Annotated in this window: 18 protein-coding genes; 8 read left to right on the plus strand and 10 right to left on the minus strand. The window is 75.2% G+C overall.

Annotated features, from left to right (window positions below; translation table 11 throughout):
* Positions 1–218: 218 nt before the first annotated feature.
* Genes ACGF3J_RS09440 through ACGF3J_RS09450 form a run of 3 tightly spaced genes read right to left on the minus strand, consistent with a single transcriptional unit; the run spans position 219 to position 1,797 of the window.
* Positions 219–1,061 carry a hypothetical protein gene (locus tag ACGF3J_RS09440; protein WP_393853778.1) on the minus strand — a complete coding sequence of 281 codons (843 nt, stop codon included), beginning with the start codon at positions 1,059–1,061 and terminating at the stop codon, positions 219–221.
* Positions 1,058–1,429 (minus strand): TraR/DksA family transcriptional regulator, encoded by a 372-nt coding sequence (locus ACGF3J_RS09445; RefSeq protein ID WP_393853779.1) that lies wholly within the window; start codon positions 1,427–1,429, stop codon positions 1,058–1,060. The genes ACGF3J_RS09440 and ACGF3J_RS09445 overlap by 4 nt, the downstream gene beginning before the upstream one ends.
* Positions 1,430–1,470: 41 nt before the next feature.
* Positions 1,471–1,797: a TraR/DksA C4-type zinc finger protein gene (locus ACGF3J_RS09450; protein WP_393853780.1), complete on the minus strand. Its 327-nt coding sequence runs from the start codon at positions 1,795–1,797 to the stop codon at positions 1,471–1,473.
* Between the two features lie 409 nt (positions 1,798–2,206).
* On the opposite strand from ACGF3J_RS09450, the gene ACGF3J_RS09455 reads away from it, so the two are divergent.
* From ACGF3J_RS09455 to secD, 4 genes are all read left to right on the plus strand, one after another.
* A complete protein-coding gene (locus ACGF3J_RS09455; RefSeq protein ID WP_161332480.1) occupies positions 2,207–3,160 on the plus strand; it encodes a sensor histidine kinase in 954 nt (317 codons plus the stop codon).
* Between the two features lie 2 nt (positions 3,161–3,162).
* A complete protein-coding gene (locus ACGF3J_RS09460) occupies positions 3,163–3,819 on the plus strand; it encodes a response regulator transcription factor (RefSeq protein ID WP_237552849.1) in 657 nt (218 codons plus the stop codon).
* Between the two features lie 59 nt (positions 3,820–3,878).
* Positions 3,879–4,265: a hypothetical protein gene (locus ACGF3J_RS09465; RefSeq protein ID WP_393853781.1), complete on the plus strand. Its 387-nt coding sequence runs from the start codon at positions 3,879–3,881 to the stop codon at positions 4,263–4,265.
* A gap of 83 nt (positions 4,266–4,348) precedes the next feature.
* On the plus strand, positions 4,349–6,688 hold the full coding sequence (gene secD, locus ACGF3J_RS09470) for a protein translocase subunit SecD (protein WP_393854033.1): 2,340 nt from the start codon (positions 4,349–4,351) through the stop codon (positions 6,686–6,688).
* Positions 6,689–6,718: 30 nt separating this feature from the next.
* Here secD and ACGF3J_RS09475 read toward each other — a convergent pair whose 3' ends face one another.
* Positions 6,719–7,537 (minus strand): GntR family transcriptional regulator, encoded by an 819-nt coding sequence (locus tag ACGF3J_RS09475; protein ID WP_393853782.1) that lies wholly within the window; start codon positions 7,535–7,537, stop codon positions 6,719–6,721.
* Between the two features lie 168 nt (positions 7,538–7,705).
* On the opposite strand from ACGF3J_RS09475, the gene ACGF3J_RS09480 reads away from it, so the two are divergent.
* Complete coding sequence (locus ACGF3J_RS09480; protein WP_393853783.1) at positions 7,706–8,551, plus strand: (2Fe-2S)-binding protein; 846 nt, start codon at positions 7,706–7,708, stop codon at positions 8,549–8,551.
* Between the two features lie 280 nt (positions 8,552–8,831).
* On the plus strand, positions 8,832–9,881 hold the full coding sequence (locus ACGF3J_RS09485) for a DUF2637 domain-containing protein (RefSeq protein ID WP_161330576.1): 1,050 nt from the start codon (positions 8,832–8,834) through the stop codon (positions 9,879–9,881).
* Between the two features lie 50 nt (positions 9,882–9,931).
* Here the strand turns inward: ACGF3J_RS09485 and ACGF3J_RS09490 are convergent, their stop codons facing one another.
* From ACGF3J_RS09490 to ACGF3J_RS09500, 3 genes are all read right to left on the minus strand, one after another.
* Positions 9,932–10,330, minus strand: coding sequence for an ATP-binding protein (locus tag ACGF3J_RS09490; RefSeq protein ID WP_161330577.1), 399 nt, complete (start codon positions 10,328–10,330; stop codon positions 9,932–9,934).
* A gap of 134 nt (positions 10,331–10,464) precedes the next feature.
* A complete protein-coding gene (locus ACGF3J_RS09495) occupies positions 10,465–12,207 on the minus strand; it encodes a pyruvate dehydrogenase (RefSeq protein WP_393853784.1) in 1,743 nt (580 codons plus the stop codon).
* 28 nt (positions 12,208–12,235) lie between these two features.
* A complete protein-coding gene (locus ACGF3J_RS09500) occupies positions 12,236–13,960 on the minus strand; it encodes a protein phosphatase 2C domain-containing protein (protein ID WP_393853785.1) in 1,725 nt (574 codons plus the stop codon).
* A 268-nt stretch (positions 13,961–14,228) separates the two neighbouring features.
* Between ACGF3J_RS09500 and ACGF3J_RS09505 the strand changes: the two genes are divergently transcribed.
* Both ACGF3J_RS09505 and ACGF3J_RS09510 read left to right on the plus strand, forming a co-directional pair.
* Positions 14,229–15,212 (plus strand): helix-turn-helix domain-containing protein, encoded by a 984-nt coding sequence (locus tag ACGF3J_RS09505; protein WP_393853786.1) that lies wholly within the window; start codon positions 14,229–14,231, stop codon positions 15,210–15,212.
* Between the two features lie 77 nt (positions 15,213–15,289).
* Positions 15,290–15,775, plus strand: coding sequence for a DUF456 domain-containing protein (locus tag ACGF3J_RS09510; RefSeq protein WP_161331614.1), 486 nt, complete (start codon positions 15,290–15,292; stop codon positions 15,773–15,775).
* On the opposite strand, the gene ACGF3J_RS09515 is transcribed toward ACGF3J_RS09510, so the two are convergent.
* The 3 genes from ACGF3J_RS09515 to rsgA are packed head-to-tail and all read right to left on the minus strand — an operon-like array spanning position 15,772 to position 18,918.
* Complete coding sequence (locus tag ACGF3J_RS09515) at positions 15,772–16,299, minus strand: methylated-DNA--[protein]-cysteine S-methyltransferase (RefSeq protein ID WP_393853787.1); 528 nt, start codon at positions 16,297–16,299, stop codon at positions 15,772–15,774. The genes ACGF3J_RS09510 and ACGF3J_RS09515 overlap by 4 nt on opposite strands.
* The gene (locus ACGF3J_RS09520; RefSeq protein WP_393854034.1) at positions 16,296–17,765 is read right to left on the minus strand and encodes a DNA-3-methyladenine glycosylase 2 family protein; all 1,470 of its coding nucleotides are present in this window, start codon (positions 17,763–17,765) and stop codon (positions 16,296–16,298) included. The genes ACGF3J_RS09515 and ACGF3J_RS09520 overlap by 4 nt, the downstream gene beginning before the upstream one ends.
* Positions 17,766–17,805: 40 nt before the next feature.
* Positions 17,806–18,918, minus strand: coding sequence for a ribosome small subunit-dependent GTPase A (gene rsgA / locus ACGF3J_RS09525; RefSeq protein ID WP_393853788.1), 1,113 nt, complete (start codon positions 18,916–18,918; stop codon positions 17,806–17,808).
* Positions 18,919–19,093 lie beyond the last annotated feature (175 nt).

Below are 19,093 nucleotides of genomic sequence, written 5' to 3' on the forward strand. Positions count from 1 at the left end.
GCTCCCGCGCGCGGTAAGACTTTCTCTACTCCATCAAGGCCCGCCCGAGCGGGCCGGGGGGGGCCCCGGGCGCCCGCCCCCCCCCCCCCCCCCCCCCCGCCCCCCCCCCCCCCCCCCCCCCCCCCCCCGGGGGCGGGGGGGCCCCCCCCCCCCCCCCCCCGGCGAGGGGGGTGCCTCGAAGGGCGGGGCGTTCCCGTGCGCCGGGTGCCGCCGCCGGGTCAGTCGGTGCGGTCCCCCGGCGGGCCGGTGTCCGTGGGCCGGGGGTGCGAGCGCGGGGCCTTCCGGAGGCGCGCGGCGCCGGGCGCCTCCAGGAGTCGCGCGGCGCCGCGGACGGCCGCCGTGTGCGGGGCCGGCACGGTGCGCAGGGCGGCGTACGCGAGGTGGCGGGTGATGTCGGGGCGCAGGGCGCCGCCGCCCGCGAGCAGCGGCCCCCGGGAGAGCGCGTCGGCGGTGACGGACGTGCGGTCCTGCCGCAGCATCGACGCCGTCATGTGGGCCACCGCCTCGCCGATCCGCACGGCCGGGGTCGCGTCGTCGACGTCCGCGGTGCCCAGCGCGGTGCGGCGCGCGTCGAAGACGGCGCCGTCGACCAGGAGCACCGCCTCGGTGAGGTGCGCGCCGAGGTCCAGCACGAGCAGCGGGGCGGACAGGTCCTCGCCCGCCGCGAGGGCCACCGCGCGCGCGGCGGGGACGGTGACCACGCCGCGCGGCCGCAACACCTCGACGGCCGTGCGGGCCGCGTTCCGGTAGGCGTACCCGTCCAGCACCGGGGCGGTCAGCACCACCAGCGGCCGGGTGAAGCGGGGCAGGCGGTGGCCGAGCAGCCGGTCGAGCATCCGCGCCGTGCCCCCTACGTCGACGATGGCGCCGCGCTGGACGGGGTACACCGCGCCGGCGCCGGGGAAGGTCACCGTCGGCACGTCGAGGATCAGGCCGCGCCCGGCGGCCCAGGCGCGTGTGCGCGCGCTGCCCAGGTCGAGGGCGACGGCGGGGCACCGGCGACCCGGCTGCCACCGGAGGTGCCGGCCGGGGACGGCACGCCGCGGCCGGAGCGCGGTCATCGCCCGGCCTCCCGCACCTGCCGGCAGCGGGCGCAGTAGCGGGCCTGCGGCACGATCATCAGGTGCGCGCGGTCGATGGGCCGCCGGCACAGGTGGCAGTGGCCGTAACGGCCCTCCGCCAGGCGCCGCAGCGCCGCCTCCACGTCGGCGAGGACCATGCGCGCGGAGGCCGCGAGCTCGGTCCGCACCTCGGTCCGGGCGGCCGAGGCGCGCGGGTCCGACTCGTCGGTGCGGGGCGGCGCGGCCGCGAGCTGCCGCACCTGTTCCTCGCGGAAGAGCCGCTGCTCGTGGAGGTTGTCCAGGAGCGCGGCGAGGTCTTCGGGCGACAGCCGCACGTCGCGGCGGCCCGTGGTCTGTGTGTTCACCACTTCACCCCTCGGGCAGGGCGGGAGACGGGGACTGGCGTGGGTCAGGCGGCGGCACGGCGCTGGCAGGCGACGCAGTGCCGCGTATAGGGGAGGATCTCCAGGCGCTCCCCCGGCACGGGCTTGCCGCAGCCCAGGCAGGCGCCGTAGGTCCCGTCGTCGACGCGGGCGAAGGCCGCCTCGATCTCCTTGAGGACCCGTCCGATGGCCTCCTGCTGCGCGGCGATGAGCTGACTGTCCGCCTGGCCGCTCTCGCCGAGGGCCCGGAGCTGGGTCATCCGGGTGGCGCGGGCGTGTTCGAGGCGCCGGCGCGCCTCGTGGGCGGTCAGCCGCTCGGGGCGGGGTTCGGTGCGGGGGGCGTCGAGCGACACGGTGATTCTTCTTTCTCGGAGTTCCGGGAGTTCCGCGGTTCCGCAGTTCTTGAGTTCCGGGGTGCTGGGAGTTCCGGAGTCCGCGGAGTTCCCGGAGTGCGGGTACGGCGATCGCCGGGCCGTTCGGACCCGGTCCTCCCCCACCATGGCCGGACCGCGGGGGGAAACCCATCGGGCGCGGAGCCCATTCCGGCGGGGTCGCGGGGCCCACTCGGCGGCGTGCGCGGGCGGCCGGATGGGTGTGCGGCCGGCGGGAAATGGGGGTCGGACCCCATCGACCGGCGGCCGCGGACGGGGGAAGCTGGTCGCTTGCGCGGTCGCGACCTGGGCCGCAGCTCTCCCGAGGGTGCGCGATGACCGACAGTGGAGGCGTACCAGTCGGAGCGTCGCAGAAGGAGGCGTACCCCCGGTGTCCCTGTTCTGGCGGATCTTCGGGCTCAACGCGGTCGTGCTGGGCTTCGCCACGGCACTGCTGCTGTGGGCTCCGGTGACCGTCTCCGTCCCGGTCCTGCTCACCGAGGCCGTCATCCTGGTCGGCGGCCTGGCCGTGATGCTGGTGGCCAACGGCGCCCTGCTGCGCTGGGGCCTGGCCCCGCTGGACCGGCTGACGAGGCTGATGACCACGGTGGACCTGCTCCGCCCCGGGCAGCGGCTGCCGGTCTCCGGCGGCGGCGAGGTGCCCGAGCTGATCCGCACCTTCAACGCGATGCTCGACCGGCTGGAGCACGAGCGGGCCACGAGCACCGCCCGGGTGCTGCTCGCCCAGGAGGCGGAGCGGCGGCGCATCGCCCAGGAGCTGCACGACGAGGTCGGGCAGAGCATGACCGCGATCCTGCTGGTCCTGGGCCGCGCGGCGGACGACGCCCACGAGCCCCTGCGCGAGGAGCTGCAGCAGGCTCAGGAGATCACCCGGGAGAGCCTCGACGAGGTACGGCGCCTGGTACGGCGGCTGCGGCCCGGCGTGCTGGACGACCTGGGCCTGATCAGCGCGCTGTCCTCGCTGACGCACGACTTCGCCGCCCACACCGGTCTGCGGGTGGTGCGGCGCTTCGACACGGATCTGCCCGACCTGGACCCGGAGACCGAACTGGTCCTCTACCGCGTGGCGCAGGAGAGCATGACCAACACCGCCCGGCACGCGGACGCCGGGCGGCTCGAGGTGAGCCTCTCCCCCGCCGACGGTGCGGTGACCCTCACCATCGCCGACGACGGCCGCGGCATGGAGGCGGCGTGCGAGGGCGCCGGCATCCGCGGCATGCGCGAACGGGCCCTGCTGATCGGGGCCGACCTCGACATCACCTCGGCGCCGGAGGCCGGCACCCGGATCCGGCTCACCGCCCCCGTCCCCAGGAAGCAGCCCTGACCATGTCCGACCCGAAGATCCGCATCCTGCTCGCCGACGACCACGCGCTGGTACGCCGCGGTGTGCGCCTGATCCTCGACCGGGAGCCGGACCTGGAGGTGGTCGCGGAGGCCGGGGACGGCGCCGAGGCCATCGACATGGCGCGCGCGCACGACGCCGACCTCGCGGTCCTGGACATCGCGATGCCCCGCCTCACCGGCCTCCAGGCCGCCCGCGAGCTGTCCGCGCTCCGGCCGGAGCTGCGCATCCTGATGCTCACGATGCACGACAACGAGCAGTACCTGTTCCAGGCTCTGAAGTCGGGGGCCTGCGGATACGTGCTCAAGTCGGTCGCCGACCGCGACCTGGTCGCCGCCTGCCGCGCCGCGATGCGCGACGAGCCCTTCCTGTACCCGGGCGCCGTGACCGCCCTGATCCGCAACTACCTGGACCGGGTCCGGCACGGCGAGGAGAGCGCGGACCACGTCGTCACCCCGCGCGAGGAGGAGGTTCTCAAGCTCGTCGCCGAGGGCCACTCCTCGAAGGAGATCGCCGAGATCCTCTTCATCAGCGTCAAGACCGTCCAGCGGCACCGGGCGAACCTGCTGCACAAGCTGGGCCTGCGCGACCGCCTGGACCTGACCCGGTATGCCATTCGCGCCGGTCTCATCGAGCCCTGACGGCACCCGGAACCCCGGGCTCCCCAGGCCCATCCGCCCACAACGAAAGAGGACGGTGCATGCGCCGGCGGCTGTCGCTCGTACTGACCGTCCTGCTCGGTGTCCTGCTGCCGCTGGTCCCCGCCTGGCCCGCCGTCGGCGTCCATGCGGGTCCCGGTGGTCCGCTCGCGGCGGCCGCCGCCACGGCGGTGCCGCACCCCGCCGCGGACCCGCACGCGGACGACGGGTGCACGCCGGCCTGCGCCGCCCAGCCCCGGGCCCGGCACGACCAGCCGGGCGAGGGCCCGACGGCACCCGACCGCCAGGCGACCGCCACCGCGCACCGCACGGGCACCGGCTCCGGGGCACGCACACGGACCGCGGCCGCGCCGGGTCCGGTGCCGGTCTCCCCCGGCCGCAGCAGCCATGACAGCGGTCGGGCGCCGCCTCTCTCCCCCGGCCCGTGAGGCACCTCGCTCCCCCGACCTTTCCCTTCTTCCGCCGCGGCCGCGCTCGGCCGCCGCCGCGGCGTGCCCGCCGGAGGCCCGTGTTGAAACGCTCCCGTCCCCCGTCCCGCCCCCGTACGCGCTCGCGGTCCCGTTCCCTGCACGTCCGCGCGCTCGTCGCACTCGCCGTGCTGGCCGCGTCCGTGGCCATCGCCCTGACCCTGCCGGTCCGCCTCGGGCTCGACCTGCGCGGCGGCACCCAGATCGTGCTGGAGACCAGGTCCACCGAGACGACCGAGGCCGACCGGGAGGCCACCGACCGCACCGTGGAGGTGCTGCGCGGCCGCATCGACGCCCTCGGTGTCGCCGAGCCGACCATCGTCCGCTCCGGCGAGAACCGCGTCGTCGTCGAGCTGCCGGGCGTACAGGACCCGAAGCGGGCCGCGGACGTGCTGGGCCGCACCGCACAGCTCACGGTCCACCCGGTGCTCGGCGCGGCGGAGAGCGCCACGGACGCCGGGGACGGCGAGCGGGTGGTGCCGGACGAGTCCGGGCAGTATCTGCGGCTGACGGACGCCGCACTGACCGGGCAGGACGTCAAGGGCGCCGACGCCCGCTTCGACCAGCAGAGCGGCGCGGGCTGGCACGTCACCGTCGACTTCGAGGACGCCGGGAGCGACCGCTGGGCCCGGGTGACCGGCGAGGCGGCCTGCCACCCGGCCGGCGACGCGCAGCGCCGGGTCGCCATCGTGCTCGACAACAAGATCATCTCCTCGCCGCAGGTCGACCCCTCCGTGGCCTGCGGGGCGGGCATCACCGGCGGCTCCACGCAGATCACCGGCTCCTTCGACGACGCGGAGGCCCGCGAACTGGCCCTGCTCGTCAAGGGCGGCGCCCTGCCCGTGCCGGTCGAGACCATCGAGCAGCGCACCATCGGCGCGACCCTGGGCGACGAGGCGATCTCGGCCGGCGCCTGGGCCGCCGTCGTCGGAACCGCGCTGACCGCGCTGTTCATCGTCGCCGTCTACCGGCTCATGGGCGCCCTGGCGACCGTGGCCCTGCTCTGCTACGGCCTGATCTCCTACGCCGCCCTGGCCGCGGTCGGCGCGACCCTCACCCTGCCCGGCCTGGCCGGCTTCGTCCTGTCGATCGGCATGGCGGTGGACGCCAACGTCCTCGTCTTCGAACGGGCCCGCGAGGAACAGGCCGCCCGCACCCGTCCGAGCACGCGGTCGGCGCTCACCGCCGGTTTCCGCAGCGCCTTCAGCGCGATCGCCGACTCCAACATCACCACGCTGATCGCCGCCGCCCTGCTGTTCTTCCTGGCCTCCGGCCCGGTGAAGGGCTTCGGCGTCACCCTCGGGATCGGTGTGCTGGCCTCCATGGTCAGCGCGCTGGTGATCACCCGCGTGCTGGCCGAGTTCGCCGCGGGCCGCCCGGCCGTCCTGCGCCGCCCGCGCGTCACCGGCATCTCCTCCACCGGTCCGGTCCGTGACGCCCTGCTGCGCCGCGACCCGTTCCTGATGCGCCGCCCGCGTCGCTGGCTGGCGGCCTCGACGGCCGTCCTCGTGGTGGCGGGCGCCGGCATCCTGGTGCGGGGCCTGGACTTCGGCATCGAGTTCACCGGCGGGCGGCTCGTCGAGTACTCCACCGCCACCCGGGTCGATCCCGACCGGGCCCGCGACGCCCTCGCCGACGCGGGCTTCCCGCGCGCCGTCGTCCAGTCCTCCGGCGACAGCGGCCTCACGGTGCGCACGGAGGAACTGACCGACGCCGAGGCGGCGACCGTCACCCGGACCGTCGCCGATGTGGGCGGCGGGGCGGAGCGGATCCGCGACGAGCTGATCGGTCCGAGCCTCGGCGAGGAGCTGCGCCGGGACGCCCTGATCGCCCTCGGCCTGGCCCTGGCCGCCCAGCTGGCGTACCTCGCGGCCCGGTTCCGCCTGCTGTTCGGCACGGCGGCGGTCGGCGCGCTCGCCCACGACGTGGTCGTCCTGGTGGGTGTGTTCGCCTGGCTGGGCAAGCCGGTGGACGGGGTGTTCCTGGCCGCGCTGCTGACCGTGATCGGCTACTCGGTCAACGACTCGGTGGTGCTGTTCGACCGCGTCCGGGAGCTGCTGGGCCGGGAGCGGAGGACACCGTTCGACCGGCTCACCAACGACGCGATCCTGCAGACCCTGCCGCGCACGGTCAACACGGGCATGGGCGCGGTGCTCATCCTCGCCTCGCTGGCGGTCCTCGCCGACGGCTCGCTCACCGACTTCGCGCTCGCGCTGCTGATCGGCGTCGCGGTCGGCACGTACTCGTCGGTCTTCACCGCCTCCCCGCTGGCCATCGCGCTGCACGGCCGCGCGGCGGGATCCCGCTCCGGGAGGTCCGGCGAACCGGGGAAGAACGGCAAGCGCGTACCGGCCGGCCGCACGGAACGGCAGGAGGTCCCGTAACGGGCGGGGGTGTCCCTGGGGCGCCCGCGCTCAGCGGGCCCCGGTGAAGTGCTCCCCCACCAGGGTCCGCACCAGGTCCTGGTCGCCGGCGATCAGCGCGTCCAGCAGGGCCGTGTGCTCGTGCGCGTCGGCGATCAGGTCGGCCCGGCCGCGTGGAGCGGGGGTGCCGGCCGGCGGCCACTGGGCGCGGCGGTGCAGGTCGCCGGCGATGCGCACGAGCTGGTCGTTGCCGGCCAGCGCGAGCACCGCGCGGTGGAAGGCGCGGTCGGCCTCGGCGTAGGTGGCCGGGCAGCCGGCGGACGCGGCCCGGACGGCGGCCTCGGCGAGGGGGCGCAGCTGAGCCCAGCGCTCGGCGGGCACCGTGCGGGCCAGGCGCAGCCACACCGGGACCTCGATCAGCGCCCGGACCTCGGCCAGCTCGGCCAGTTCGCGGTCGCCGCGCTCGACGACGCGGAAGCCCCGGTTGGGGACGACCTCGACGGCGCCCTCCAGGGCGAGCTGCTGCATGGCCTCCCGTACGGGGGTGGCCGAGACTCCGAAGCGTTCGCCGAGCGCGGGCCCCGAGTAGACCTCGCCGGGCCGCAGCTCGCCGGTGACCAGCGCGGTGCGCAGGGCGTCGAGGATCTGCCCGCGTACGGATGAGCGCTGGACGAGGGGGCGCGGGCGGGGCGGCGCGGGTTCGCCGTGGGTGTGCTCGCCGCGCGCGGTGGCGACCGGTTCGCCGGCGCCGCGCGTCCTGGCCCGGTCCGCGATTCCCGCCCGGTCCACGTCCGCGGCCCGTGGCTGGGCCGGCACCCGCACCTGGGCGGCGGCCCCCGCCTCAGGGGCACCCTGCGCGCTGGGCCTCACGGGTCCTCCTGTGGGACGTGTCGGTACTTGGGGTCATTACGGCGGGTTGTCGCCTGTCCGTCAAGCACCATAAGGGCAGGGGCCGTCAGTTCAAATCCCAAACATTGCGGGTAAGGTAAGGCTTACCTTTAAGCAGCCCGTTCTTCCGGTTCGGATCGGTGGTCCCGCATGCCTGTCGCCCGCACGGCCCTCACGGACGCGTACGCGCGCCTGTCGGAGGCCCTTCCGGGACTGGGCGTCACCGAGCTGGACGCCGGCGGCGAGGTCCCGCGGGGCGGTGGCTGGGTCGGCGGCGACGCGCTCGCCGCGGGCGGGGCGGAGCTTGCGGACTTCCTCGCCTGGGACGAGGCGCAGGTGCTGCGGGACTACGGGCAGCGCGCCCGCCCGGACGTGATCGCGAGCTTCGGACTGCACCGGTACGCGTGGCCCGCCTGCCTGCTGATCACCGTGCCGTGGTTCCTGCACCGCAGGGTCCCCCGCTACCCCGCGGCCCACGTCGCCTACGACCGCACCGCCGACGGTCTCCCGCTGGGCCGCATGGCGGTGCGCGGCGCCGGCTTCGCCTGTCTGCCCGGTGACCCGGCCGCCGCGCTGCCCGGCGCCCGGGTGGTCGCCGACGAGGAGGCGCTGCGCGCCGAGGTGCGGGCCTCGGTCGCCGAGCACCTGGAGCCGGTCCTGGCCGGATTCGGCCCCCGCATGCGGCGGCGCGGACGTGCCCTGTGGGGCATGGCGACCGACGAGGTCGTGGAGGGCCTGTGGTACGTCGCCCACCTGCTGGGCGAACAGGAGCGGGCGCGGCACGAGCTGGAACTGCTGCTGCCGGGCGCGACCAAGCCGTACGTCGGCGACGCGGCCTTCCGCGAGCTCAAGGGGCCGGACGGCGAACCGCTGCACACCCGGGACCGGGCGAGCTGCTGCATGTTCTACACCCTGCGCCCCGAGGACACCTGCGCCACCTGCCCGCGCACCTGCGACGCGGACCGGGTGAACAAGCTGCTCGCCACGGCGGGTTGAGCGGCACCCCGCACCCTCCTCTCCAAGATCGTCGGCTAGGATCCCCGACGTCGATTCACAACTCCCCCACGCGTCGCGGCAGGTTTCCGCCGAACCACTCGTACGGGTAGTCTTATTCGAACTCAACTCCCGCCCCTCATGCGGCAGTTCGAGCAGAACGCCGCCCTGGGCACCCCCTCGCACTCCCTTGGCGGCCTCTTGCCCCGAAACCCTCTGAGGGCCGCTGGGTTTGGGCCACCATGGCGGGCGTTACGCCCTATCCCACTGCAAGGGACCCCAGATGAGATTGACCGACATATCGCTGAACTGGCTGCTTCCGGGCGCCGTGCTGCTCCTGGGCATGCTGGCGGCGGTGGCGGTGCTCGCGCGCGGCAAGCGTGCCCCGGGGAAGGACGCGGGCGCGGACGACTCGTGGGAGCGGATGGAGGAGCGGCGCAGGCGCAAGGAGGCCCTGTACGGCACCGTCTCCTACGTCCTGCTCTTCTGCTGTGCCGCGGTCGCCGCGGCGCTCTCCTTCCACGGTCTGGTCGGCTTCGGCGAGCAGAACCTCGGCCTGAGCGGCGGCTGGCAGTACCTGGTCCCGTTCGGCCTCGACGGGGCGGCGATGTTCTGCTCCGTGCTCGCGGTGCGCGAAGCCAGCCACGGTGACGCGGCGCTCGGCTCGCGCATACTCGTGTGGACCTTCGCGTTCGCCGCGGCCTGGTTCAACTGGGTGCACGCGCCCCGCGGCCTCGGCCACGCGGGTGCCCCGCACTTCTTCGCGGGCATGTCCCTGTCGGCGGCCGTGCTGTTCGACCGGGCCCTCAAGCAGACCCGCCGGGCCGCGCTGCGCGAGCAGGGCCTGGTGCCGCGCCCGCTGCCGCAGATCCGCATGGTGCGCTGGCTGCGGGCGCCCCGGGAGACGTACCGCGCCTGGTCGCTGATGCTCCTCGAGGGCGTGCGCAGCCTCGACGAGGCGGTCGAGGAGGTGCGCGACGACCGGCGCCAGAAGGAGGAGACCAAGCAGCGGCGGCGCGAGCAGGAGCGCCTGGAGCGGGCGCAGCTCAAGGCGATCAGCCGGGGCCACGGCCACCGGGGCTTCCCCGGCCGCGGCGGCCGTCAGGTCGAGGTCGAGGTGCAGCAGGTGGAGCGGGGCACCGAGCGCGCCACCGCGGAGCCTGCGATATCGGCTCCTGAGCTGCCGGTACGCCAGCGCCCCTCCCTCCAGCCGGTGCGGGGCGGGACCGAGCAGGTCACCGTCGACCTCACCGCGGAGGACGACACCCAGGCCCTGCCGCGCCTGGACTCCCTGGAGCGCAAGCTCAAGGACCTGGAGCAGCAGTTCGGCTGACGGACCGCACACCGACGTGAAGCCGCCTGAGGCGCCGGTTCGCCGGTGCCTCAGGCGGCTTCGGCGTCCAGCTCGAACCAGACCGACTTGCCCACCTCGCAGGGCCGTACGCCCCAGTCGTCGGCCAGCGAGCGCACCAGGACCAGACCTCTGCCGTTGGTGCTCTCCTCCGGGTCGGGGGTGCGCGGCCGGGGCGGCCGGCCGACGTAGTCCCGCACCTCGACGCGCAGCGCCTGCGGGCCGACCGTGGCGGTCAGGACGGCGCCCTCGTCGGTGTGGACCAGCGCGTTGGTCACCAGCTCGCTGGTGAGCAGTTCGGCGATCTCCGACTGTCCGGGCCCGCCCCAGTGCCGCAGCAGCTCGCGCAGGGCCCGCCGGGCCTCGGGCACCGCCCGCAGGTCCGCCCGGCCGAGCCGCCGCCTGAGGTCCGGCGCCGCCCGCTTCCTCATGTCCCCCGTCGGCGTGCTGATGTCGTCTCCCCCTTCTGGTCGAGCATGTTCACGGTCGAACATCTTCACGGGGGAAGCCTTGCCCGTTCGGGCGCCCGGCAGTCATACCGATTGGCGGCGACCGCCACGTCCGGTCACGGCCGCGGCACGTTGCGCAGGTTCGAGCGGGCCATCTGGAGCATGCGCCCGACCCCGCCGTCCAGGACGATCTTGGAGGCGGACAGCGCGAATCCGGTGACCATGTCGGCGCTGATCTTCGGCGGGATGGACAGCGCGTTGGGGTCGGTGACGACGTCGACGAGGGCCGGGCCCTTGTGCCTGAAGGCGGCCTTCAGCGCCCCCGCCAGATCCTTGGGCTTCTCCACCCGCACGCCGAACGCGCCGCACGCCTCGGCGACCGCGGCGAAGTCCGGGTTCCGGTTCGCCACGCCGTGCGAGGGCAGGCCCGCGACCAGCATCTCCAACTCCACCATGCCGAGCGAGGAGTTGTTGAACAGGACGACCTTCACCGGCAGGTCGTGCTGGACGAGGGTGAGGAAGTCGCCCATGAGCATGGTGAACCCGCCGTCGCCGGACATGGAGACCACCTGCCGGCGCCGGTCGGTGAACTGGGCGCCGATCGCCATCGGCAGCGCGTTCGCCATCGAGCCGTGCGAGAACGAACCGATGATGCGGCGCCGCCCGTTGGGCGAGATGTAGCGGGCGGCCCAGACGTTGCACATGCCGGTGTCCACGGTGAACACCGCGTCGTCGTCGGCCAGGTCATCCAGTACGGCGGCCACGTACTCGGGGTGGATCGGGACGTGCTTGTCGACCTTGCGGGTGTACGCCTTGACGACGCCCTCCAGCGCGTCCGCGTGTTTCTTGAGCATCCGGTCGAGGAAGCGCCTGCTCCGCTTCTCCCGCACCCGCGGGATCAGACAGCGCAGGCTCTCCCGGGCGTCCCCCCACACCGCGAGGTCCAGCTTGGAACGCCGGCCCAGGTGCTCCGGCCGGACGTCGATCTGGGCGATCTTGACGTCGTCGGGCAGGAACGCGTTGTACGGGAAGTCCGTGCCGAGCAGGATCAGCAGGTCGCACTCGTGGGTGGCCTCGTAGGCCGCGCCGTAGCCGAGCAGACCGCTCATCCCCACGTCGAACGGGTTGTCGTACTGGATCCACTCCTTGCCGCGCAGGGCGTGCCCCACCGGGGACTTGATCTTCTCGGCGAACTCCATCACCTCGGCGTGCGCGCCCGCCGTGCCGCTGCCGCAGAACAGGGTGACCTTGTCGGCGTCGTCGATCATCCGCACCAGGCGGTCGATCTCCTCGTCGCCGGGGCGGACGGTCGGCCGGGAGGTGACGAGTGCCGTCTCGGCGGCCTCCTTGGGGGCGGGCTCGTCCGCGATGTCGCCGGGCAGCGAGACGACGCTGACGCCGCCCTGGCCGACGGCGTGCTGGATGGCGGTCTGGAGCAGCCTGGGCATCTGCTTCGGGCTGGAGATCAGCTCGCTGTAGTGGCTGCACTCGCGGAACAGCTGGTCGGGGTGGGTCTCCTGGAAGAAGCCCAGGCCGATCTCGCTGGACGGGATCTGCGAGGCGAGGGCGAGGACGGGGGCCATGGAGCGGTGGGCGTCGTAGAGCCCGTTGATGAGGTGGAGGTTGCCGGGGCCGCAGGAGCCGGCGCACGCGGCCAGCTTCCCGGTGATCTGGGCCTCCGCGCCGGCGGCGAAGGCGGCGGTCTCCTCGTGCCGGACGTGCACCCATTCGATGCCCTTGTGCCGGCGCACGGCATCCACGACCGGGTTGAGGCTGTCGCCGACGACTCCGTAGAGGCGTTCGACCCCGGCGCGGGTGAGGATGTCGACGAACTGTTCCGCGACGTTCTGTTTGGCCATGGCTCTACGTATGGCACAGCGAGCGGCCTCACGCCTCCCAAACGGCGGCCGCCGTACGGTCGTCCGCGTACCCCTTGACCCGTACTCCGGTGTCGGCGAGGAACTCCCCGAGTCCCGGCGGGGTGCGGCCCGTCCACCGCCGGGCGAGGAGCCCGCCCAGCTCGGGCTCGGTCAGCATGGGCTCGGCCAGGCCCGTGGTGCACATCAGCAGCACGTCACCCGGGCGGGCTACGGAGGCCCGGAAGCGGAACGGCCGGCGGGGCGGCTCGTCGGGGGGCGGCGCGTCGTACGGGCCCGGGGGCGCGGTGACGCCGAGGTCCATGGTGAGCCGGTCGCCGTCGGGCGTCTCGCTCGGCCGGTCGGCGGGCGTTCCCCTGGGCAGCGAGCCGAAGCCGAGGACGGGCTCACCGGTGACGTCGCCCGCGGTCGGCTCCATGTCCCGCCAGGTGCCGTCGCGCAGCCTCAGCAGCCCGCCGGGTCCGACGCCGAAGAACACCCTGGTCCGGCAGGCGGGGTCGGCGGGGAGTATCAGGCAGCGCAGGGAGGCGGCGTACTCCTGCGGGGACAGGCCCTGTTCGGCGGCGCCCGCGCGGAGCCGGCCGAGGCTGCGGTCGGTGAGGCGGTGCAGGCCGGACTTGAGGTCACCGCGCCGGGCGGCCCGCAGGTCCTCGGCGAGCCGGGCGTGGCTGCGGCCCACGGCGGCTCCGATCCACCGGCAGACCTCGGCCGCCGCCCGGTGCGCCCCGGCGGTCGCACGGGTGCCGGTGGCCATCGCCACCAGGACCAGCGCGTGCTCGCCCGCGCCGAACCGGGCGACGAGCAGCGCGTCGCGCCGCGGCTCGCCCCGGTACCGGGCGGAGTCGCCGCGCACCGAGACGGCCCGCAGGGTGCACGTCCCGTACCGGGCGCCGTCCAGCACGGTGTCCGGCACCAGGTCGTCGAGCCCGTCGGGGTCGGCGGCCGGCAGGGCGGTGGGCTCGGGGTCGTAGGTGGGCGGCCCGGACCCGACGAAGTCCCGCGCGGGACCGGCGCCCGGTTCCGGCAGCGGCCGCGGCGCCACCGAGGGAAGGAACGGCGGCGGCAACGGCGGCAGCCCCACCTCCGGCGGCTCCCGAAGATCCGCGGGCCCACTCCCGGAGGCGGTACGCCCACGCGGCTGCCCGGGCACCGATGGCGGCGCGGGCGGCTCGGGCCTCGGGGACGGGGACGCGAAGGGCAGGGGCTGCCAGGGCGGCGCGGGCTGCGGGCGCCCGGGGGACGACGTGCCGGGGTGCGGTGGATCCGGGGGCCGCGAACCGGCCGGGGGCGGCGCCGACGGTGGTGGGGCCGGGGGCCGTGGCGGGCGTGAGGTGCCCGGGGAGGGGGCGGACTCCGGGCCGTCCGCGCGCTGTACGCCGTCTCGGGGCGCGGCCGGGTGTGAGCCGTCCGCCGGCTGTGCGGCGGCCGGCGGTGGCGCGGGGGATCGCGGGTGGTCCGGGCGCGAGGGCGCCGGGCTCCCGGCCGGTGGGGGCGGGAGGTTCGACGGGGCGGCCGGTGGCGTGGGTGGAGGCTCCCGGTGGGAGTCGGTCCGGGGGCCGGGGACGGCGGGCGGACCGTTGCCCGAGCCGTCCGTCACCGTGCCGGACGCCGAGGCGAAGCGGTCGTCCAGGGAATCCGGTGCGGCCGTGGGGCCGGTGTCGTCGGTGGAGTCGTCGTACAGCTGCCCCCACCAGTCGTCCTCAGGACCGGTGGGCCTTCCCCCCTGCTGACTCATGCTCCTGATTGTCCACCGAAGGAGCGGGATGGAAACGGGGCATCGGGAAATTCCGGCGGACCGGCACGCGCCGGGCGGCGTGTCGCGGGACTGCTGGAACAGGGTTGCGAGGTGAAGTGGCCGAGCGGTCCCACCCCCCACGGGAGAACCGCCCGGCGTCGCCACCTTGGCAGAGTGACCGGCGGTACGGCGATGATGTGCGGAGGCGGGTTTGCGCCGTGGCCGTTTTCCGCCACGGTCGCTGGTTCTCGGGGAGGGACGACGGCTGATGCTGGGAGTGCTGGGGCTGGAGGACACGCACGAGTCGGCGTACCGGGCGCTGGTGTCCCTGGGCGCCGCCGACGTGCCCGACCTGGCCAGGCGGCTGGCGCTGGGTGAGGGGGACACCGAGCACGCGCTGCGCAGGCTGGAGCAGAACGGTCTGGCGGCCCAGTCCTCGGGCCGCCCCGGCCGCTGGGTCGCCGCGCCGCCGGGCGTGGCGCTGGGCGCGCTGCTCACCCAGCAGCGGCACGAACTGGAGAAGGCGGAGCTGGCGGCGGCGCTGCTGGCCGAGGAGTACCGGGCGGCGGCGGCCGAGCCCGCGGTGCACGACCTGGTGGAGGTGGTGACCGGCGGCGCGGCGGTCGCCCGGCGTTTCCTCCAGCTCCAGCTGGGCGCGACCGAGGAGGTGTGCGCGCTGGTCACCGGCAACCCGGTCGCCGTCACCGGCATGGAGAACGACGCGGAGGAGCAGGCCACCGGCCGCGGTGTCCGCTACCGGGTGGTGGTCGAGCGGTCGGTGCTGGACCAGCCGACCGGCATCGTCGAGCTGAGCGCCGCGCTGGGCCGGGACGAGCAGGTGAGGGTGGTGGACCGGGTGCCGACCAAGCTGGTGGTCGCCGACCGGGCGCTCGCCCTGGTGCCGCTCACCGCGCGCTCCGCGGAGCCCGCCGCGCTGGTGGTGCACGCCAGCGGGCTCCTGGAGCTGCTGTCGGGCCTGTTCGAGGCGGTGTGGCGGGAGGCGCTGCCGCTGCGCCTGGGCGCCTCCGGCGTGACCGAGCACGGCCCGGAAGGCCCCGACGGCACCGATCTGGAGATCCTCTCCCTGCTGCTGGCGGGGCTGACCGACGCCAGCGTCGCCAAACAGCTCGACCTGGGCCTGCGGACCGTACAGCGCCGGGTGAAGCGCCTGATGGAACTGACCGGGGTCACGACCCGGCTCCAGCTGGGCTGGCACGCGTACGAGAGGGGCTGGGTCGCCAGGCAGGGCTGACCCCCGGCGGGCCGCTCCCGGCCTCGCCCATGCGCCGGACATCTGCGGACCGGGCCGGACTCCGGCACCCTGGACAGATGGGAGCGTGGGACCTCCTGCTGACCGGCCTGGTCATTCTGCTCGGGCTGTGCGGCGTCCTGTTTCCCGGCGTGCCCGGGTCGTGGCTGGTGTGGGCCGGGGTCCTGTGGTGGGCGCTGAAGGATCCGCAACCGCTCGCCTGGGCCGTACTCGTCGGCGCCACCGTCGTCCTGCTGCTGGCCCAGGCGGTGCGCTGGGCGCTGCCGACCCGCAGGCGCCGCCGGGACGAGGCGATGCGGCGGCTCACCGCGTACGGCGGCGTGGGCGCGGTCGTCGGCTTCGTCCTGGTCCCGGTGCTCGGCGCGATCCCCGGCTTCATGGGCGGCATCTACCTCGCCGAGCGGCTGCGGCTCGGCCGGCACGGCGAGGCGAAGGCGGCGCTGCGGACGGCGATGCGCTCGGGCGGCGCCGACGTTCTGGCGGAGTTGTTCGCCTGCCTGCTGATCACCGGGGCGTGGGTGGGAGCGGTACTGGCCGGCGGCTAGGAGCGGCCGAAGCCGTCCCGGAGGGCTCCCTCCAGGGTGAGCAGCCGGGTCTTGCGGTCCAGGCCGCCCGCGTATCCGGTCAGCGAGCCGTCGGCGCCGATCACCCGGTGGCAGGGCCGGAGGATGAGCAGCGGGTTGGCGCCGATCGCGCCGCCGACGGCGCGGACCGCGGGCCGGGAGGCACCGATGCGCGCCGCGATCTCGCCGTACGTGGCGGTCGCCCCGTAGGGGACGTCGTCGAGGGCGGCCCACACCCGTTCCCGGAAGGCGGTGCCCTCGGTGCGCAGCGGCAGCCGGAAGTCCGTCAGCTCCCCGGCGAAGTAGGCGGCGAGCTGCTCCTCGGCCGCCCGGAAGGGCCCGGTGTTGTGCCGCCAGCCGTCCTGGACGCTCCGGCCGCCCTTCTGCCCGGGCACGGACAGCGAGGTGAGCGCGCCGTCCGGGGCCGCGGTGAGGAGCAGCGGTCCGACGGGGCTGCCGGTCTCGGTCCAGTACGTCACGGACGTGCCGGTGGTGGTCGTGGTCATCGGTCCTGCTCCCAGTCTCCTGCGGCGCGCAGGTGGTTCACAGCGTACGAGCGCCAGGGGCGCCAGCTGTCGGGCACGGTCGGGTCGGGCGGGGCGGTGTCGGGGTCGCCGAGCGCACGGGTGCGGACGACCGCGGCCGTCCGGGCGTCCATGCCGGGCACGGCGAGCAGGGCGCGTTCGGCGTCGTCCCGGTCGGCGCCCGGGTCCAGGCGTACGGTGCCGTCGGCGAGGGCGGCGGCGAGCGCGCCCACGGGGCCGTCCGGCTCGGTGGCGGCGAGGACCGCCGGTTCGGGGAAGAGGTGGGTGAGGGTGCCGCAGGGCGCGTCGAGGGCCTTGCCGTACCGCTGGACCAGCCGCTCGGCGGCCGCGCGCCCGGCCAGGGCCCGGACGGCGAGTTCGTCGGGGTCTGCGGTGCCGGGTGAGCGCAGCCCGGGGCGGGCGGCGACCAGGGGGGCGAGGCGGGGGTCGGCGCCGAGGCGTTCGTCCACGGCGTACGGGTCGGCGTCCAGGTCGAAGAGCCGCCGCAGGCGCTGCACGGAGGTGGTCAGGTCGCGCAGGTCGGTGAGGTGGAGGCGGGCGTCGAGCCAGCCGCCGCCGTTGCCCTGGACGCGTGTGCGCTCCTCGACGGCGACGATGCCGGTGCCGTACGGGAGCCGCAGGGTGCGCCGGTAGCGGCGCCGGCCGGGCGGGCCGCTGACCTCCTCCACGCCGGCGAGGGCCTCCCGCTGGAGCAGGTCGAAGACGGGTCCGGCCTGGTAGGGGCCGCGGTGGGCGAGGCGCAGCGGGACGCCGGCGGACGGGGTGGCGGCGCGCCGGGAGGCGGCCCGGTCGGCCGCCGGGGCGGCGGCGCGGACGTCGCTCGGGGTGGCCGCGTACACGGCCCGGATGGTGTCGTTGAACTGCCGCACGCTGGCGAACCCGGAGGCGAAGGCGATCTCGGTGACCGGCAGCCCGGTGGTCTGCAGCAGGACGCGCGCGGTGTGCGCCCGCTGGGCCCGGGCGAGGGCGACGGGCCCGGCGCCCAGCTCGGCGGTGAGCTGCCGCTGCACCTGGCGGGCGCTGTAGCCGAGGCGGACGGCGAGTCCGGCGACGCCCTCGCGGTCGACGACGCCGTCCCCGATCAGCCGCATGGCCCGGCCGACGACGTCGGCGCGGACGTTCCAGTCCGCCGAGCCCGGCACGGCGTCGGGGCGGCACCGACGGCAGGCCCGGAACCCCGAGCCCTGCGCGGCGGCCGCCGTCGCGAAGAAACGCACGTTGCTCCGCTTCGGCGTGACCGCCGGGCAGCTGGGCCGGCAGTAGATGCCGGTCGTGCGCACGGCGAAGAAGAACGCGCCGTCGAACCGGGCGTCCCGGCTGCGTACGGCCTCGTACCTGCCGTCCTCGTGCGCTGTGCGCTGTACTGTCCCGGTCACGCTGTCCAGTCTCCGCCAGTCCGGCGGACCGGGCTGGCGGAAATCGGACATGGCATCGGACATGACGTCCGAGCGTGGCCGGAGCGGGTGGCTACCGGGGGCCGCCGCCCCGCTTGGCCTCCATCGCCGCCCGGCCCATGGCGCCGCGGCGCTTCCACTCCTTGCGCATCTCCGCCCGCAGCCTGGCGTCGGTCTTGGCGATGATGCGCTGGTTCTCCCGCATCAGCTTGCGGTAGCTCTCCAGCCGCCGTTCGGGCAGTTCGCCGGAGTCGAGGGCGCCGAGGACGGCGCAGCCCGGCTCGCGCTCGTGGGCGCAGTCGTGGAACCGGCAGTCGCGGGCCAGCTCCTCGATCTCGGCGAACACCTGCCCGACGCCGCTGCTCGCGTCCCACAGGCCGACGCCGCGCAGCCCCGGGGTGTCGATCAGCACGCCGCCGCCGGGCAGGACGAGCAGGTTGCGGGTGGTCGTGGTGTGCCGTCCCTTGCCGTCGACGTCCCGGATCCGCTGGACGTCCATGACGTCCTCGCCGAGCAGGGCGTTGGCGAGCGTGGACTTGCCGGCGCCGGACTGTCCGAGCAGCACCGCCGTGCCGCCGCCGACGACGGCGCCCAGCACGTCGAGCCCCTCGCCCTGCTCGGCGCTGACGGTGAGCACCGGCACGCCGGGCGCGCTGGTCTCCACGTCCTGGACGAGATGCGCGAGGGTCACCGGGTCGGGCACGAGGTCGGCCTTGGTGAGGACGACCACGGGCTGCGCCCCGGACTCCCAGGCGAGCGCGAGGAACCGCTCGATCCGGGCGAGGTCCAGCTCGGCCGCGAGCGACACGGCGACGATGGCGTGGTCGACGTTGGCGGCGAGGATCTGCCCCTCGGACCGCTTGGAGGAGGTGGAGCGCACGAAGGCGGTACGACGCGGCAGACACGTGCGTACGTAGCGCGGGTTGCCGTCCGGCTCGAGGGCGACCCAGTCGCCGGTGCAGACGACCCGCAGGGGGTCGTGCGGAGTGACGAACGCGGTGTCGGCCCGCACGGTGCCGCCGGCGGTGACGACGTCGCACTGGCCCCGGTCGACCCGTACGACGCGGCCGGGCAGAAGCCCTTCGGCGGCGTACGGGGAGAAGGCGTCGGCCCAGTCCTCGTCCCAGCCGTAGGGGGTCAGGGCGGAGGAGTGGCAGGTGGACGGGGTGGAAGCGTGGGAAGACAAGGGGTGACCCTTCGAGGGGTGGCCCCGGCCGGGAGAACTGCGGGAAGTGGTGTCAGCCGGCGGCCACGGGGGTGGACTTGACGGATTCCTGGATGCGGGCAGCGCCCTTCGCAACGACAGCCATCGGTCAACACCTCCCGGGTCACGTACAGCGGGCAGCGGCGGCAGAGCAGCC

It is taken from the genome of Streptomyces sp. NPDC048171 (assembly GCF_043202655.1).
Classification (GTDB): Bacteria; Actinomycetota; Actinomycetes; order Streptomycetales; family Streptomycetaceae; genus Streptomyces.

Excerpts from the sequence above, each read along its gene's own strand:
- ACGF3J_RS09485 (WP_161330576.1), top strand. The coding sequence starts at position 8,832 with ATGAGATTGACCGACATATCGCTGAACTGGCTGCTTCCGGGCGCCGTG.
- ACGF3J_RS09490 (WP_161330577.1), bottom strand. The coding sequence starts at position 10,330 with ATGAGGAAGCGGGCGGCGCCGGACCTCAGGCGGCGGCTCGGCCGGGCG.
- ACGF3J_RS09460 (WP_237552849.1), top strand. The coding sequence starts at position 3,163 with ATGTCCGACCCGAAGATCCGCATCCTGCTCGCCGACGACCACGCGCTG.
- ACGF3J_RS09500 (WP_393853785.1), bottom strand. The coding sequence starts at position 13,960 with ATGAGTCAGCAGGGGGGAAGGCCCACCGGTCCTGAGGACGACTGGTGG.
- ACGF3J_RS09465 (WP_393853781.1), top strand. The coding sequence starts at position 3,879 with ATGCGCCGGCGGCTGTCGCTCGTACTGACCGTCCTGCTCGGTGTCCTG.
- ACGF3J_RS09440 (WP_393853778.1), bottom strand. The coding sequence starts at position 1,061 with ATGACCGCGCTCCGGCCGCGGCGTGCCGTCCCCGGCCGGCACCTCCGG.
- ACGF3J_RS09520 (WP_393854034.1), bottom strand. The coding sequence starts at position 17,765 with ATGTCCGATTTCCGCCAGCCCGGTCCGCCGGACTGGCGGAGACTGGAC.
- ACGF3J_RS09480 (WP_393853783.1), top strand. The coding sequence starts at position 7,706 with ATGCCTGTCGCCCGCACGGCCCTCACGGACGCGTACGCGCGCCTGTCG.
- ACGF3J_RS09515 (WP_393853787.1), bottom strand. The coding sequence starts at position 16,299 with ATGACCACGACCACCACCGGCACGTCCGTGACGTACTGGACCGAGACC.
- ACGF3J_RS09505 (WP_393853786.1), top strand. The coding sequence starts at position 14,229 with ATGCTGGGAGTGCTGGGGCTGGAGGACACGCACGAGTCGGCGTACCGG.
- ACGF3J_RS09510 (WP_161331614.1), top strand. The coding sequence starts at position 15,290 with ATGGGAGCGTGGGACCTCCTGCTGACCGGCCTGGTCATTCTGCTCGGG.
- ACGF3J_RS09495 (WP_393853784.1), bottom strand. The coding sequence starts at position 12,207 with ATGGCCAAACAGAACGTCGCGGAACAGTTCGTCGACATCCTCACCCGC.